Genomic DNA, 17598 nt, shown 5'->3' on the forward strand with positions numbered 1-17598 from the left:
ACGGTGTGACTATGTTTTTAGCTGCAACCAAATTGGCCGTTCACCGTCAGCAACTCAAGTCGCTTTGGCGTCATTACCAAAAGTTTAATGCATGCCAAGTAGTTGAGACTGGGCGTTTACATGCCCTTGAAAAACAACTATTAAATCATGTGTATACCTTAGCTGCGACGGACGAAGAACACTGGATAAACCGCTCACAACTAGATTGTATCGCGCATGGGTCGATTGACGATGTATTTACGTTAACCCAAGAGATTGATTCACCACAGCTGTTGTTACTTATTAACCATCTTTTTGGGACAAGAGCGCTTGAAGCCCAAGCTAGTGAGATCATCACGGCGATTAACAGCGAGCCTGCGCTTGCTGAGCTGCTCATTCATAACTTGTCAGCATGGCGCATTGATTTTGGTGATGCACTCAGACAGCGAATTTTATCAACAGATGAAAATTGGCCTACGAGCCTTATCTATTTAGCATTTAGTACGGCTAACTTGTCGCGCCACCAACTCATGGCCGCACTTGAACATAGCAACCCTGAAATTGCCTACACGGCATTGGTGAATATGTGGCTGTGTAATACAGAGCAACTTTCAGAGCACTTAGTTAAGCGGTTTGCGATGACCGATGATGCCGCGCTAAAAGCAAAACTATTGCAGCTGGCAGGTTTACTCGATGAGCCAAAATGGGATGAACCATGCTTACTTTATTGTCAGCATAATCCAAGCTACATTGCAGAAGTATTTCCGTACTTTTCTCATACCCGTTCGTTACAAAATCTAGTTAAGTTACTCGAAGCCCCCAGTACCGCTCGTCCAGCTTACGAGGCGTGGAAACAAATCACCGCTCTCGACTTGCCTGAAGAATTTGCAATAAGTGATGCACAAACTGGCGTTAAGTCTCAAAAATCGCAAAAATTACCCAGTTTTAAGCAAGCAGAATACGAACGCCAAGCCCTAATTACAGCAAATATCCAACATCAACTCGCAGGGCGTAAAGTCTCTGAGCCAGCGGCTTGGTTACAACAGGGATTGGCTGGCCTTGCTATACAGCGCAAGCTTTCCAAAATTTCCTCGTATGCACTTGGCGCTGCGCTTTTTTACATGCCGATGGCTTATCTTCAATGGCAATCAGTAAAGCAGGAGTTGAACCATGCTAGTGAATGAATCCGAGTGGCAAAGTAGCACGGTTGAGGCTTGGGATGAGGAAAAAGATCCCATCGTAGTCATCGCTGTGAAGCAGAACTTTGAATACGACGTAAAGGGTAATGTGTATCCCGATCCAACTGGAGCGCCAGTTGTGCTTGCTGATGACTTTGACGGTGAGGGGCTTGAAGCCTGCCTAACCGCCGTTAGCGAAGTTCAGCCCTATAAAACCGGTTTTGAAGTATACGGTGAATTGACCTGTTTTCCACCAACCGATAAGCAAGCGCGAGTGATTGAAGTTGGACTAAAACTCGGCTGTAACGACAATGTATTTGTTGATAAATTACTTCGAGTTACTGGTGAGCGTGTGTGGAAGCGAACGCTATTCGGGCCTGTGGCGAGCGATCCACAAGTATTATCGTCCTGTGTATTAAATTACCAACTTGCCTATGGCGGCACAAGTCCGTCGGATGAAGAACAAGTTTCTACCCAAAATCCCCTTGGTCGTGGTTATAAGCTCAAAAATAAAGAAGCGAAAGGCCAGCCATTGCCACAAGTGGAGTATGCTAATCAGGTATTAAAAAAGCCGAGCCACGACACTGCGGTTGCAAGCTTTGCAGCGATCCCGCCATTTTGGTCGCCAAGGATGGATAAACTTCCTGAGGTTGACGAAGCCCAAGCTTTAGCGGGCAAGTTTCCATATAAAGCAGCAGTCCCCGCTGCGCATTATCAAGTCGCACCGCAAGACCAACAAACTCAAAACCTATTTAGTGATGGCTGGTGGATTGATATGATGGGCTTGACGCCAGATTTGCCTTATGGACAAAGCCTGAAGCTGACGTTACCAAGAGCTGTGCCACGTTGTCGTTTAGTTAATGGCCCAGACGCCACGCCTATTGATATGCAGTGTGATACGCTGGTAATTGACTCGCAAACACAGCAGTTTTCATTAATTTGGCGAGGAAGGGTAAAAAAGAGCCAAACAGGCAGTAACAGTGTGTTCTTAGTCGAAGAGGCGCAAGCGCAAGGAGTGGCACATGCAGTTTGAATTAATCGCGCTAGAAACCCCCGCCGGTAACCACCCCAGTGCTTTATATACCGCGGTCGCAAACAACATGCGCTTTTGCACGCCAAGCAAAGCCATTGTTAGATACGATAGAAGCCTCGATGCACCATACTTGCGCGCACAAATTGAAGAAATCTCGGTCACACTGCGTAAAGACCGCTGTTTAGCCATTCTAGAATCTTTATTAAGCCAGACTAAGCAACGGTTTGATGGCAGTGCCAACGCGTGGGATGGCACCATTAATCTAGTTACTGCCAACACAAAAGCAGAAGAGCCATATATAGAACTGTCCGATGTTAGGGCGCTTTGTGACCATCTTGATCTGAACGTTGACTATATTCAGTTGTATCAAGTGCTTGATATTGATTCGCTCTCGCCAAATAGTCTCTATGTATTTGTAGATAGTTGCGTTGGTTATGATGAAGCGTCAAAACCAAACTGGGTAGGCAAGCTACAAGTTGTTGGCGGCCCCGAAGGTGTTATATTAAGTGAAGGCGGTTGCGTACTGCTTGGTACAAGCGCTAGTAAAAATGCATGCCAAACCAAAGCATACCAGGGCGACTTAGGTGAGCTATTAAAAGAGCTGCACGCAGAGGTAAGTGAGCCCTATATTTCAACCCGCTTACTCAGTGAACAGTGGCAAAGAGAATGGCTTAATGCCAGCCGCGCCTTGTACCAAGAGCATGACGCGTTAATTGAACTCAACAACACGGCAAATACCATTGGTTATATTGGCGCTGGCCATAATGCAATAGGACTTGCGGTTGCTAGTAGTTATCTACATAACCCGTTAAATCGCCATATTGACAGAGTGTGGCTGATCACAGAGCAAGAAAAACCACAATTAATCTCAGTAACAAGGAGTGTGTTATGAGCTTTATCGCGGCAGTAAAAGGAAAAGAGCCTGATTCAATTCAGTACGATCAAGATGCCATGTCTGCAATGCTTCGAGTAGGCGGGAGTGTGTCGTGGCGACATAATAATCCCGCATTGCTAAAGCTTACTATCGCAGCGAAAAATAATGGTGCTATTGGCTGTGTAAATGGGATTGCCGTATTTCCTGATAAAGCAAGCGGTGAAAACGCGTTTATAGATGAGATTGCGCGCGCTAAATATGGCGATATGATGCTAGGTGAAATGATAACCGAGTTTGCCAGTGACTATATTGTCCCACCGCCTAAGTGGAACGATGGAAAAAACGAGCCAATTCTACCTCATGAAGAGCCAGAGACTGGCATGGATATGCACATGCCCATTGACAACGCTCGGGCATTTTTAGATTTGGTTGAGCGCAAAATAGGATGGCAAGCTGGCACAGAGGAACAAATTGAAAAAGATGTAGATAGCGAAGCACAGCAGGTAGGCATCGTGAGCGGCCAAAACGTATTAATTAATGGTCGCACCGCAGTCCATAAAGACAGTGGTGGCATGCTAAATACCATAGATGTTTGCTGGACTAAGATTGGTAAGGTTGTTGTGCCAATTCCTTATAGCAATCTCGCCAAATCAGGTGATGCAGCGAGCACGGCAAGCTCAGTAAAAATCAATGGCAATCCCGCAGCCAACGTCAAAAGTAACTTTTCAAAAAGCACCGGTGACCAACCCGGTAAAAAGAAAGGCATTGCCAGTGGCACAATCAAAGGCAAAGCAGAGTTTATTACCAGCTCTTTTGATGTGTATATCGAAGGAAAACCCGCCGTGCGCCAAGGAGATCTTATGATCTCTAACAGTAAAAACACGCCACCTTCTCCCTTGAATCAACCGGGCGGTGCGACCCCTAGCTCACTGTCAGTGGCGAAAAGAGATGCAACCCCCGATAAATCAGGAAGTAAAAAGTTAAAAGTAAGCGTATCAGGTAAAGAGTATTACAAGGACGGAGTGAAACTAGGATGAGTGATTTTACAGTACCAGACTTAACGAATCTTGAAACCGCTCACAGAGAGCTAGTTTTTGAAGGGCTAGCAAACGACCAAGAGAAAGTGTCTTTGATGGTTGCTGATACTAACCCAGATCTTGGCACCTCGGGATACTACAAAATACCACTTGGTACTTCTTCGGCGAATGACACTGCACAAGATGCAGAAGTGGAGTTGGTCCATATTTATCCGTTGAGAATGGGGATAGACGGAGAAGATCAGCTAAGAGAAGGATTTATCTATATTTACGTTGACGGACACTTATGGCGAGAGCTGGAAGTACTTCCAAGGGAAAATGGTGAAGGTGTCGCGTTTAAAGATGTCAATTTAGCCTTTCAAAAGGGTCATAGAGTTATTCGTGTTGCTGAATATTCTTATAAAAAAGATAACTATGGCAAAGAGTGTAGTGTAGACAATACAGAATTAGCACTTGAGATGGTTGACAAAGGTGAGCGAAAAGCCACTACAGAAGAGCTCAGTACCATCATCGTCCCAAACAAGTTGTATGGTCAACAGTGTAGTGTTGAAATTGCTTATTCAGAAACTCAATGGAGCTGGAAGCAAATTGAAGCATTTGGCGGTATGGCTGAAACGGATCCGCGTTTAAATTATGGACCAAGTGTAAAGCCCGGTCTTAACGGAGACCAAGCGACCAACAGACGTGCCAACAGAATGCAAAAACTCGATAAACTGGCAAGTTTTAAGCAGGGTTACGATAATTCGACATTACCCGATCACCTAGTTTTACCTGTTCCAGATATGTCAGGTGTGTATGTACCGGTACTAGCCGACAGTATAGGGTTAGCCCGTGACACCAGCGCCAGGGTTGCGATATATCGCAAGGAGTTGTTAAGCCTTCCCGTAACGTCAATACAACAAGATCCTGAATTTAAAGCAGAGTCTAAGACTGAACGTTTCGAACCTAGTCCAAACCAATTGGCAAAGCATTCGTTAGCAACTGCAATTCAGAGCACTTTCTTTCACTATCCAAAAGGAATAGAAAAGAAGAAGGCGCTCGGAGTGGAAGTTGATGAAGACGCTGAGGATCTTGCACAGCAGTATCGGGAGTATATAGAAGATAGCTTCAGCACCACTGAATTTAGAGAATATCTTCACACTGACCGCGCCTTTGAACTCGGTCTGCAAATTAATCAATCAAAAGCGAAGCTCTTTGAGATTATGAGCGACGAGCAAAAAAACAATTCTTTTTATTACTCCATTGAAGACTATGCCTACTACGATGATATACGCCGGTGCTTACTATACGCAGTATGCTCCGATGTACTCGGCCCAATAAAGGACTTAACCATTACCCTGATCAGTCATTTTGCGGTGTCAGACGATGATTTCAAAAAGTTAGATGAATTGGATGCGAATGACGTAGGGCAAGAGTGTTGGCTAAAAGTGATGGGGACGCATCCGACTGAAAGGCTAAGATTAATTGAGCTGCTCTATCCTAAAAAGATAAAGGATGAGATGACTGCGTATGAGTGCCGTCTTAAAGGTTCAAACGACGAATTTGACACGCGCTTTGATCTTACGCTTATGCAAGATAACTTGCAGCCCATGCATGACCAAGACTCATCATATACAGAAGCGGTAATACAAGTACTCCGAAGAGCTTCACAGGCGATGTGGGGATTCTTGGTGATTGGTCTAGAGGTGCCAACTGGATTAAATGCAGCCCAAGGGCAGGATATCAAATCGGTATACGGAGACCGTAAAGCCAAAGCAGAAACGTTAGCGCTTGATACAAATGCACTAAAAGATGAAAAGGTGGAACTAGAGCGCTCTATTAAAGCTAAACAAGCAGAAATTAGTGCTTATATTAAAGCGCGTAACCAAATTTTAAGTGCGGCTGTTGCAGGAGGCATGAATCCAGACTCAGTAGTGGCACAGCTAGACTTACAAATAGAACGCCAAGAGCAAGCATTACGTGATATCAAAAAAACTGCCTCCAATGTGCAATATCAACTAACGAATGCAAAGAGAGAGCTTAGTGCATTGTCAAGCTCGATAGAGTATGCAAAATCAGCTAGATTTGAAAACAGTGTCAGAGGGGATCTCTTTGGTCGATTTAAGCAATTGGTAGATGTTTCGACAAATGGTTTGATAAAAGAGATTAACCTGTCTATTGCAGACTATTTAGATGGCAATTTACCTGACGGATTTTTACCACTAGACTTTCAGTCAAAAGCTGAACGAGCATCTAAGCGCCTGAATGAGCTGGAGAAAGCGGCAGAGGCGTTTGCTGATAGTCATCAGAAGAATCCTGTAGCACACCCTTATGTCAGAACTGAGTTAGGTGGAGGACAGATTGTTCAGCAACAGTTAGATCATATTTTGTCTCTGGATGGTACCTTGGGTGAAATTGAAAAAACACTGGAGCGGCAAAAAATAAAAGCCGAATTTGCACAAAAACGCTTACAACAAAAAGTATTGGTGTTGGATGCGAGTAAGATTGCCAAACTTAATTTCGAAGTTGGGGATATAAGAAAAAAAGTTCAAGATTATACAAAACGGATAAATAGAAATACCTGGGAGCTGGATAGTCTCAAAAAAGAAGTGGATGCTTTGGAACGACTATCAAAATTTAAAGTTCCCCCAAAAGTGTTTGAAACTACGCTACATGGCACATTAGGGACTGTTGCAGTACTTGAGGTGTATAACTGTTTTAGCACGCTAGCTAAGGCTGAGGCTAGTGGGTTATCAAAAGTATCAGCAGTGTTAGATCTTGCCGATATAATTTTTAATGTTGGCTTAAATATTATGGAAAAAAAACATGGTCTGCCAACGGCAGTTCAAATTAACTCAATTACTACTCAAAAGGCTGCAGGGGTGGGGGCGAAAATAGTTTCTCGCGCTTGGTTAGTTGTTGCTGGTACCTCTCTTACCTTAATTGCAAGCTCAGTAAGTGCATATGCAGCTTTTACTGATGCACTATCAGAAAAAGAAAGCGGTGATAAAGAACTATATTTCGCCAATATTACTTTAATGGTGGGTTTTATTTCACTTGCAGCGTCTTCTTCTATAATTCTAGCCTCCTTTTTAACTCTCGGCATGGCTGCGAGTACAATTGCAACTCTTGGAGCGATCGCGAGTGTATTAGGGTTATTGGGTCTGCTAATAATTTTAATCGGTGCTGGTTTACTGCTTATTTTTCATGAATCTGAAATTGAGGCTTGGCTAAATGCTTGTCCTTGGAGTAAAAAGCGCCAACAAAAATATAAAGACGATAGCAATAAGTCTTCAGCTATACGGGCGTCAACATGGCAGCAAAAAATGGAAAATGCGTTAACCGATTTTTATAGTATGTTGTACTCGCCTACGATAAACATTCAAAGATTTTTAAGTGTATTTAAAGTGCAGGTAAGCGCGCCCCTTACCAATGAGTTAGAAGGATTTTCTGCTCGTTTCTATTGGTCAAAAGAAGGTGATGATAAAATACAGGAGATAAATCATCATCAGTTGGCCAAGCTTAGCAGTGGTTGGAAGCTATATCCTAATCGAACCGGTTATTACTTTGAGTTCACTGAAGGAAAACTCTGTGAACTGTTAAACCTAGAAGTTGGTAGCTCTATTGAGTTAATCATTGAAGTAGAAAGCTATCCCAATGGTAAAGGTAAAAAAGTGATCGAGAGCGCAGCTGAGTTGTACTCTTTACCAACGGTAGTGACTAAAAAAGACGATGGTTATTTGATCACTAAAGGGGTTAGATACATTAAAGAACTTTCAAGATTAAATCAAAAGTTCAGATTTCCTGAAAGGCCGCCAATAAGATAGAAGGAAACGGAGAGTGAAAAAGATTGAAGAGATGACTCAAGAAGAGCGGGATATTTATTTAATAGAAAGGGCTAAAGAAAGAAACAGAAAATACCGTGAAGAAGCTACCGAAGAAGAAAAAGAAGACTTTGCAAAAACTGACGCATATATAGATAGAGAAACAGGTTACCGTCTTAGCGGTATTTTTTATGAAGAACTACCAAAAAATCATCTTCATAACTTAAGCTATAAGGATCGACTAACCAAGGCTGAGGAATTAAACGGTTGTAAGTTTAAAGACGCAAAACCCTGTAAAGACGCGTTTGCCCCGAGAGATGATTTTGATGGTCCTGCACGTCTCTTTGGTGCATGGAATTGTGACGGTGAAAAAGTTGCGGTAGTTCGTCACCCAAGCTTAATACTTTTTCGAATGGTAATAACCATATTGTCTGCAATTGCTGGGTTTATGTTGATTGTACTGACACTGGTTCATACATTTCCAGTAGACTATTTATACTTGAGTTTGGCAGGTCTTTTCATCACGCCTTTCTTGTTGTTTAAATTTTCTGACGCTTTACGGTTTATTGATAACATAGAGTTTAATCGTCACACCGGGTTGGTGAGAACACCTTACACCCTGTTTAGAAAACCATTTTATATCCCAATAGAAGACCTTGAATATGTGGTGGGCGTTGAGGTGAAAAGCGCAAGAGGTGGCGGCTCGTTCCAAACGGGTTATCTAAGTTGCAGAAAATATCCTGAAAAGTTTTGGTTTGGCCATGCGATTGGACTCGGAGATGGTGGAAACCTAAACGATTGGGCTCAGATAAATCGGTTTATGGACACTACCCAACCGATAGAAGAATATTACTACGAAATCATGGAGTATCACTATAAGCTCGATAAGAATGCCCACTTTAATGGCCCATTTCCAGAGGTGATGAAAAAGTACTTTGATGCAGATGACTGCCAAATTAATCGCATGGAAGTGTGGTAGGGCGTTAATCATTACAAGTGCTTTCTAGTGGTTGACTAAAAGGAATTGGTGATGAAAAAGATTGAAGAGATGACTCAAGAAGAACTTGAAGAAATCATCAAAGAAGGCGACAAAAGAAGAGAGAGATATTATCAAGAAGAAGCTAGTGAAGCTGAGAAAAAAGAATTGGAGGAAATGCAAAGGTACTCAGAACGAAGGTTAAAATATATTAGAGAGGGAAATTTTTATGATGCGTTATCAAAAGACTACCTCCATAACTTAAGCTATAAGGAACGACTAACCAAGGCTGAGGAATTAAACGGTTGTAAGTTTAAAGACGCAAAACCCTGTAAAGACAGATTTGCGCCGAGAGACGACTTTAGTGGTGTAAGTTACCCTAGCCAATGCGATGGTCGGGTTGTTTCCGTACCGCGCTCACCGGGATTATGGTCTATTAGGCTACATGGGTTGGTGTTAGGCCCTATCATTGGGGTTTGTCTGTTAGGGGTAAGTATGACAGACGACAGTATGCCAGCTTGGCATTCATGGTTGGGGCTGTTTTTACTGACTGCATTCCCTTTAATAATGTACAAAATAGGGAATGCAATTCGTATTGTGGATGCAATCGAGTTTAACCGCCATACCGGATTGGTAAGAACGCCGTACACCTTATTCAGAAAGCCATTTTATATCCCCATAGAAGACCTAGAGTATGTTGTTGGTCCAGAAGTAAAAAATATGCGAGGCAGCGCATCGATGCAAACGGGTTACTTAAGTTGTAGAAAATACCCCGAGCACTATTGGTTTGGAAATCGTATAGGTATTGCAGGAGGTGGCGATACTCACGATTGGTCACAAATGAATAGGTTTATGGATATTACTCAACCAATTGACGAGTACTATCACAGTGCTATGGAGTATACGTTTAAAAAGAATAGGAATGCTCACGGCAATGGTCCATTTCCAGAGGTGATGAAAAAGTACTTTGATGCCGACGACTGCCAAGTAAATCGCATGGAAGTGTGGTAACGACGAAAAACCAAAATAGGTACAACTCGGGCGTTAGTAAAGCGGGCATTCATTTTCGGCCGTCTAGAGTGCATGTTAAGTTTTTGTGGCTAGCCGCTGCATGTACTAAATGAGCCAAAATTTAGGAGATTATATAATGGATAAAAAATGGTTGTTACCATCGTTATTGGCATCGAGTAGCCTTTTGGTTGCTTGTGGGGGCGGAAGTGGAAGTGATACCGATCCGCAACCTGGTGATAACACAGGAACTAAAGGTTCAATAAAAGTCATTGTACAAGGCTTACCTGCTGGTGCAGATGCGGGCTTAACGCTCACAGGCCCTTCTAGCTATAGCGAAGACATTACAAGCACGACTACTCTAAATGCCTTAGCAAACGGGGAGTATAAATTAACGGCTACTTCTCGTTCTGTGGATCAAGCACTCTATCAGCCAAATGAAAACTCGGTTACTGTCGATTTGAGTGGTAATGAAGAAGAAACAATCACCATTACCTACCGTACATCAGTAAGTGCACAGGGAACGGTAACTGGGTTTGGCAGTGTATACGTAAACGGTGTGCGTTATGAGACGACGCCAGATCAACAAGCAAATCTTAAAGTGGGCATGCTGATAAATCTGCAAGGTAAGCAAGGCGCAGATGGCAATTTTGCAGTAGCTGACTCTATTATCTATGACGCAACTGCTAAAGGTGTGGTGACGGCAGTCGACTACGCCAAACAAACAATCACTGTGTTGGGTCAAGAATTTAGTGTTGATAAACGTACGAAATTAGAGGTAGCTTTCACAGAAATAACGACAGGTGATTTCGTAGAGATCAGTGCGTTGCATCAAGGACAGGGTCAGTATGTTGCTACCCGCATTGATGTGGAAGAGCAAAATGGCGAATTTGAAATTGAAGGTAAGGTTGCTGAGCTAGATCTTGATGCGAAAACATTCAAATTAGGTATGTTGACTATAGACTATAGCCAAGCAACAGAAGTTGAAGGGACGCTTGAAAACAATGCAATAGTGGAGGTGGAAGCATCAAGTTTACCTATTGACGGTGTATTACTTGCAGACAGTGTAGAGGTTGATAGCAATGAGCCAGTATCAACAGGTGCGGTCGCCAAATTTGAAGGTATTGTAACTCAAGTCAGTGACGACACCTTCGCAATCGGCGGGCACAGCTTCACATTAAATGACGACACTGATTTCAAAAAAGGGGATGATGATGACCTGCAAATCGGTATGCGCGTATTTGTGCTTGCAGTTGCAACCGAAGAAGGTTTAATCGCAAAAAAAGTACGCTTTGATAAGCACTCTGAAATCGAATTAACTGGCGTAGTAGAAGATATTGACCTTGAAGCACAGACACTAACAGTATTTGGTAGCACCTATTTTGTGGATAGCTATACCCAGTTTGAAGATGACTCGGATGCAGAAGACATCGAACTTAAACTTGAGAAGCTTAGTGTAGGTGATGTCGTAGAAATTGAGGCATTTGGTTTTGAAGGTGCCTACGTTGTGAGAGATTTAGAGCGTATCTCTGCAAGCGATTTTGACGACCAGCAAGAACATGAGGTTGAGGGAAAAATCACGGCTGTTAATGCTGGCGAGCAAACAATCACAGTAGGCAAACTTGTCTTTGCCATCAATGGTGCGACAGAGCTGGAACTTGAAGATGATGTAAACCTCACGACATTTTTTGAACAAGTGGCAGTAGGTGATATCGCGGAAGTTGATTATGTGATCCAAGGAGACTCATTGATCGCAACTAAAGTTGAAGTTGATGACAAAGACGATGACTTCGATGACCGTAGATTTGAGCTAGAAGGTAAAGTGGTTAGTTTTAATCCGGTCGACGCAACTTTTAGTGTTGATGGTAAGACAGTATTTTTTGATGGAAATACTGAGTTTAAAAACGGCTTATTTGTGATTGGCGATGAAGTTGAAGTTACCGCTATTCAGCGTGCTGATGGTTCAATCTTGGCACTTAAAATTGAAATCGAGTCTGATGATGGTATTGAACTTGAAGTCGAAGGCAAAATCACAAACTTTGTCTCAGCGTCTGAGTTCATGGTGAATGGTGTCTCTATTGCAACTGATGGCAACACGGAATTTAAAGATGGCAGTAGCAGTAACCTAGGAAACGGTGTAACGGTTGAAGTAGAAGGCGTGTTAACTGACGACAATGTATTGTTGGCTAAAAAGGTCGAGTTTGAGGAAGATGACGTTGATGAAGTCGAAATTGCAGGCTTAATTGAGGACCTAGTCAAAAACTCTGCGTTTGATTACGAGTTCAACCTTGGTGCGCAGCGCGTTCAAATTACGGCAGATACAAAGCTTAAGAATGGTAATTTTGAAAAGCTTTCAAATGGCTTGGCAGTTGAGGTTGAAGGTTACACAACCGACGGTGTCACTGTTATTGCTAAAGAGCTCAAATTTGAAGCCGTAAAATATGTGGAGGTTGAAGGTCCAATCACACAAGTTGTGACAGATGAGGCGTTTTACGTCCTTGGCCAAAAAGTCAAAGTATCTGAGCAAACTCAGTTTAAAGGTGGCAGTCAATCTGATATTGCAACAGGCAAAAACGTTGAAGTTGAAGGCTATTTAGTAACTGAAAATGGTGAAACTTATATTCAAGCTGAAAAGGTAGAGTTCGAAGACTACGCCTATTTTGAGCTCGAAGGTAAAGTTGCAAACTTGTCTGGCGACCAATTTACATTATTTGGAATGACGGTTCATGTAACCAATGACACCGTATTCAAAGATGGCCAAAAAAGTGACCTTAGTAATGATGTTAAGGTTGAAGTTACCGCTCAAATGGTCGAAGGCACGATCATCGCGCTAGAAGTCGATTTTGAAGATTAACTATTGGTAAATGTAAAAGTCACAATTAAAGCCTCCAATGTGGAGGCTTTTTTGTTTATATTTCACTTTAAAATTAATTCGCTTCTCCTGACTTAGTAACGTCATATTTATCCCACTGAACTGCCATAAAAGCTTAGCTTTCCTGACTTTTTTCCCTCGTATAGTGACACCCGCCACGCAAAACGCAACGGTTTATACTGACTCGCTGTGCTTCTAGGTTCAGCTTCTATGAAGTGGAATAAGAAGAGACGTGACTTGGTATTGCTGAAATAACTAAAAGCATGCACACGGGTATGCAAACAAAGTAAAGAAAGGACTTATGAAAACAAAACTACTTCCAATCGCACTATTGTGCGGTGCCACAAGCATTATTACTGGTTGCTCAGATTCAGATAACAATGTTGATATAAACGTGCCGAAAGGACCTGATATTCCAAAAGAGGGTACTGCGGTGTCTTTGCGTTTACTAGAAACCACAGATTTGCATGCAAATGTATTGAACTACAACTACTTTTCAGACAAGCAAGACGACAAAGTGGGTCTAGTGAAAACCGCGGCGTTAATCCATCAAGCGAGAAGCCAAGTTAAAAATTCCATGCTAGTAGATAACGGCGACTTGATCCAAGGTAGTCCGCTTGGCGACTATATGGCGAAAATCAAAAACCTCAAAGAGGGAGAAGTTCATCCTGTTTATAAGGCCATGAACACACTAGAGTACGATGTCGCAAATATTGGTAATCATGAGTTTAACTTTGGCTTAGCGTTTTTAGACGAAGCAATCGACGATGCGAATTTTCCCTATATTAGTGCAAACGTATTTAAGGTTGATGGCGACGAAGATGAAACAAATGATGTGCCGTTATTTAAGCCTTACCTAATTCAAGAAAAGCAATTCTTTGACGAGAATGACAAACTTCAGGTGATTAAAGTCGGCTTTATCGGGTTTGTTCCACCGCAAATCATGCAATGGGATAAGGCCAATCTTGAAGGCAAAGTGATAGCCAAAGACATCGTAAAAATGGCAAAACACTACGTGCCTAAAATGAAAGCTGAAGGCGCGGATATTGTCGTTGCTATTCCGCACTCAGGTCTTGATGTATCTGCCGATAAGCCAATGGCTGAAAACGCATCTTATGCCTTATCTAAGGTGGATGATATAGACGCCATTATGTTTGGTCATGCGCATGCAAACTTCCCAGGTTCGGGCTATGCAGACTTAGCGGCACATGGTGTTGATAACGATAAAGGCACAATCAATGGCGTTGCGGCTGTAATGCCTGGTTTTTGGGGAAATCACCTTGGTGTAATTGACTTAGATATCCAGTTTAAGTCAGGTAAATGGACGGTGGTTGACTCACAGTCAACGCTTAAACCAATCTATGAAACGGATGAAAATCGAAACACGATATCATTGGTTGAAAGCGATGCAGCAATTGAAGCGGTAGTGCATAGTGAGCATGCTGAAACGCGCGCATGGGTGAATGAGCCTTTTGCTAAAATCACCAACACTGTGAACAGCTATTTTGCGTTAGTGAATGACGACCCCTCAATCCAAATCGTGACTGACGCACAAGCATGGTATACAGCAAAAATAGTGCAAGGTACTGAGCTTGATGGATTACCTATTCTGTCTGCGGGTGCACCCTTTAGAGCTGGGCGTGGCGGGCCAGATGACTTTACCGCAATTCCTGCAGGTGATATCGCCTATCGTAACGTTGCAGATATGTACATTTATCCTAACGTACTTAAGGTGTTGAAGCTCAAGGGCAGCGAAGTGCGCGAATGGCTTGAAATGTCTGCAGGCCAGTTCAATCAAATCACACCGAATACTGAAGGCGTTCAAGCGCTGATCAATCCAGACTTTCCTTCATATAACTATGATGTGCTAGATGGTGTGACGTATCAAATTGATGTCACTGAGCCTGCACGCTACGCGGCAAACGGTGAAAAGGTGTCAAACGGTAACCGCATTAAGGCATTGAAGTATCAAGGTGAGTTGGTGAAGGACGACCAAGTATTCTTGGTTGCAACGAATAACTATCGTGCATCTGGTGGCGGTAATTTCCCAAATATTAAGGGAGATAAAATCGTTGTCGACTCGCCAAATGAGAACCGTCAGGTCGTTGCTGACTATATTACTTTTGTTAGCGACCAAAATGGTGCCGCAGGACTTGATCCATCGGCAGATATGAACTGGTCATTTGCACCTGTAGTTGGCGCTAATATTGAGTTCTTTAGTTCAACTAGTGCGGATGCTGAAACCTACAGTCAGCAATTTAATCATATTCTACCTACTGGCAAAACCGACGAACGAGGTTTTGCACTTTATCAGCTGGATTTAACACAACCGCTGAACTAATACACTATGCCGCCATATTTTGGCGGCTTTTTTATCGCTTCTTTTTATAATTTTCAACGGGATTTGACGAATGAAACAAGTAAACTTCAAGCTTAGCAGCGTAGTTTTGGCTGCGGCTATATCCACATCTGTGTTTGCAGCACAGCCGTATGACTGGAATAACCATATTCCAGTTAAAACACCAACCACAAACAGCAATGGTAAGACAGTATTATTTGATGTGTCACACGGTGGCGTGGAGGGAAATGCCGATTGGGTTATTGACGGTGCGTTTTCAGACTTTGCGGATGCATTGGTTAATGAAGGATATACCGTAAAAGAATATCGCGGTGTTGATTTAAACAATGACGGCAAGATTAGATTCTTTGACGACCGTACCTCTCAAAGCAATCAAAATGAAGCGGTTATCAGCTACGATGCGATTAAAGATGCAGATGTCTTTGTATTGGCAGAAACTAACCGTCCTTTCACTCAATCAGAGCAAGCAGCGTTATTGCAGTTTGTAGCGGATGGAAAAGGGATATTTTTTATTGCGGATCATTATGACGCGGATCGTAATCTAAATACGTGGGATGCCACTGAAGTCTTTAACGGCTACAACCGCTCAGATCTGGCCAAGTATAATCTAGGTGGTGAGTACGGTGACTGGCGTAATCCAAAATCAGCAGACATGGGATGGCTTGCAGAAAATTTTGGGATCCGCTTTCGCTTTAATGCCGCTGACTACAAGCAAGGCGTAAGTGGTATTGAGTCTGCGAGCAAAACAGAAGGGATCACACTCGGAGTTACTCCTGTATTGATGGCCGCGGGCGCGACGCTTGCGATTGTAGATGAACAAAAAGCGAAGGGCTTGGTTTATTTTTCACCTTCAGATACACCAGCTAAGTGGCGTCATGCTAAAGATGATGGGCTTTACTTTGGTGGTAGAAATGAAGGCCCGTATGTTGCTATCTCAAAAGCCGGATTAGGTAAAGCTGCGTTTATTGGTGATTCTTCTCCAATTGAAGACGCTACACCTAAATACAAGCGTCAGGATAATGGCAATAGTAAAAAGACGTACCCCGGCTGGACGGACAGAGGTAATGCAGCTGTACTTTCGGTCAACATCATCAATTGGCTAGCAACGCCCGAGTCGTATCAGTACTTTGATGGTACTTACGGTCATGCAAGCGGCGAAGTAACACCTGTGCCAATGGCGCTGCAAGAAATGTCTGATCCAAACAATGGTCAGCCATGGGGGACGCCTGCATCGGGTTTTGATGCGTGGAATACAGATAGCTATAAAAATAACTCTTTCAATGCGCCTTATGGTTCAGGGCAAACCAATCCAGATCCTAATCCCGATCCAGAGCCAACTCCTGATGGCACGATTTCTGTAGCACAGGCACTTGCTGCTTCTGCTGGGTCTAAATTTGCAGTGTTAGGTAAAGTGACAGCCGAAGTAAACGGTATCTATGGCCTATTACTCACAGATACTGCCAACGCATCGCTAAGTATCAACGTAAAGCTTGAATCTGCTCAGCGCAGTGACTTTAACCCGCAACTCAATCCTGAGATCCTTGGTCAATCAGTTATAGTGACTGGTACTCGAGACAGCTATATGGGTGAGGCTGGTATTCGTTATGTAAGCGATATTCAGATTGCACCAGTGGCATTGTCGGTTGAGCAGGCGCTTGCAACCGCCGAGGGCAATGAAATTGAGCTTGTTGGGCGTGTTAAATCTGCACTTAATGATATCTATGCTTTAGTACTTGAGGACAGCCAAAATCCTACTCATACGATAAATGTTAAACTTGAAAGTCACCAGCGTGCTGCATTTAGTCCGCAGCTTAATCCATCCATTCTTGATTCTACTTTAGTTATCAAAGGTGTTCGCTCATCGTATATGAGTGCACCGGGGATACGAGAAGTCAGTGAAATACAAACCGTTGGTACAACGACAGAGCCATCTAGTGATATGAGTGTTGCTGACGTATTAGCGCTAAATAATGGCTCAGCAGTGGTAGTCAGTGGCAAAATCACAGCTGCTGTAAACGATATCTATGCGCTTGAATTAAGCGACGCAACTGTCGTTGGCAACAAGCTATATATTAAGTTGGAAGCAGCTCAGCGTGATGCATTTAGTCCCAAGCTTAACCCGAGTTTGATTGGTAAATCACTGAGAGTTGAAGGAATTAAAAATGATTATATGAGTCATCCTGGTGTTCGTAATGTCACTTCACTTGTATTGTTAAATTAAATCACTGCAATTAACCCCTTAAAGTAGGCATAGCAACATTTATGTCTACTTTATTCCAAGCGTCATTTCTGTATATTCTTTGTTCATTCATTATTTCACAAACTACACTTTTGAGGTCATTCATCCAGTTTAGATAGTAATGATTTTTATTTGTGTTAGTGTGTCGCGTTATAGTGATATAAACTCGCCAGCTGCAATGCTCAGTCGAGATCAGTAGGTACTTTTGCCAAGTGCTTACGAAAAGGAATAGTGCTTTTA

At 42.8% G+C, this 17598-nt stretch carries 10 protein-coding genes; all 10 read left to right on the plus strand.

Translation table 11 applies throughout. The features are described 5' to 3' along the window. The first annotated feature begins 11 nt into the window (after positions 1-11). The 10 genes from MHN32_RS10160 to MHN32_RS10205 all read left to right on the plus strand — a co-directional run bounded on the left by MHN32_RS10160 (position 12) and on the right by MHN32_RS10205 (position 17340). A complete protein-coding gene (locus MHN32_RS10160; RefSeq protein ID WP_010604817.1) occupies positions 12-1163 on the plus strand; it encodes a hypothetical protein in 1152 nt (383 codons plus the stop codon). Next, a complete protein-coding gene (locus MHN32_RS10165; RefSeq protein WP_239421645.1) occupies positions 1150-2190 on the plus strand; it encodes a DUF2169 domain-containing protein in 1041 nt (346 codons plus the stop codon). Before MHN32_RS10160 ends, MHN32_RS10165 begins: the two co-directional genes overlap by 14 nt. Further along, positions 2180-3082: a hypothetical protein gene (locus MHN32_RS10170; protein ID WP_239421646.1), complete on the plus strand. Its 903-nt coding sequence runs from the start codon at positions 2180-2182 to the stop codon at positions 3080-3082. The genes MHN32_RS10165 and MHN32_RS10170 overlap by 11 nt, the downstream gene beginning before the upstream one ends. Beyond that, positions 3079-4101 (plus strand): DUF4150 domain-containing protein, encoded by a 1023-nt coding sequence (locus tag MHN32_RS10175; RefSeq protein ID WP_239421647.1) that lies wholly within the window; start codon positions 3079-3081, stop codon positions 4099-4101. The genes MHN32_RS10170 and MHN32_RS10175 overlap by 4 nt, the downstream gene beginning before the upstream one ends. Then, entirely contained in the window at positions 4098-7907 is a 3810-nt protein-coding gene (locus MHN32_RS10180; RefSeq protein WP_239421648.1) for a toxin VasX, read from the plus strand. The genes MHN32_RS10175 and MHN32_RS10180 overlap by 4 nt, the downstream gene beginning before the upstream one ends. A gap of 13 nt (positions 7908-7920) precedes the next feature. Further along, a complete protein-coding gene (locus tag MHN32_RS10185) occupies positions 7921-8883 on the plus strand; it encodes a hypothetical protein (protein WP_239421649.1) in 963 nt (320 codons plus the stop codon). Positions 8884-8934: 51 nt separating this feature from the next. Beyond that, positions 8935-9891 (plus strand): hypothetical protein, encoded by a 957-nt coding sequence (locus tag MHN32_RS10190; RefSeq protein WP_239421650.1) that lies wholly within the window; start codon positions 8935-8937, stop codon positions 9889-9891. Between the two features lie 136 nt (positions 9892-10027). Further along, on the plus strand, positions 10028-12742 hold the full coding sequence (locus MHN32_RS10195) for a DUF5666 domain-containing protein (protein ID WP_239421651.1): 2715 nt from the start codon (positions 10028-10030) through the stop codon (positions 12740-12742). Positions 12743-13061: 319 nt separating this feature from the next. After that, entirely contained in the window at positions 13062-15101 is a 2040-nt protein-coding gene (locus MHN32_RS10200; protein ID WP_102056837.1) for a bifunctional 2',3'-cyclic-nucleotide 2'-phosphodiesterase/3'-nucleotidase, read from the plus strand. A gap of 70 nt (positions 15102-15171) precedes the next feature. Beyond that, positions 15172-17340: a DUF6359 domain-containing protein gene (locus MHN32_RS10205; protein WP_239421652.1), complete on the plus strand. Its 2169-nt coding sequence runs from the start codon at positions 15172-15174 to the stop codon at positions 17338-17340. The last annotated feature ends 258 nt before the right edge of the window (positions 17341-17598 follow it).

Origin of the sequence: Pseudoalteromonas sp. Of11M-6, from assembly GCF_022347905.1 — a bacterium.
GTDB lineage: Bacteria > Pseudomonadota > Gammaproteobacteria > Enterobacterales > Alteromonadaceae > Pseudoalteromonas.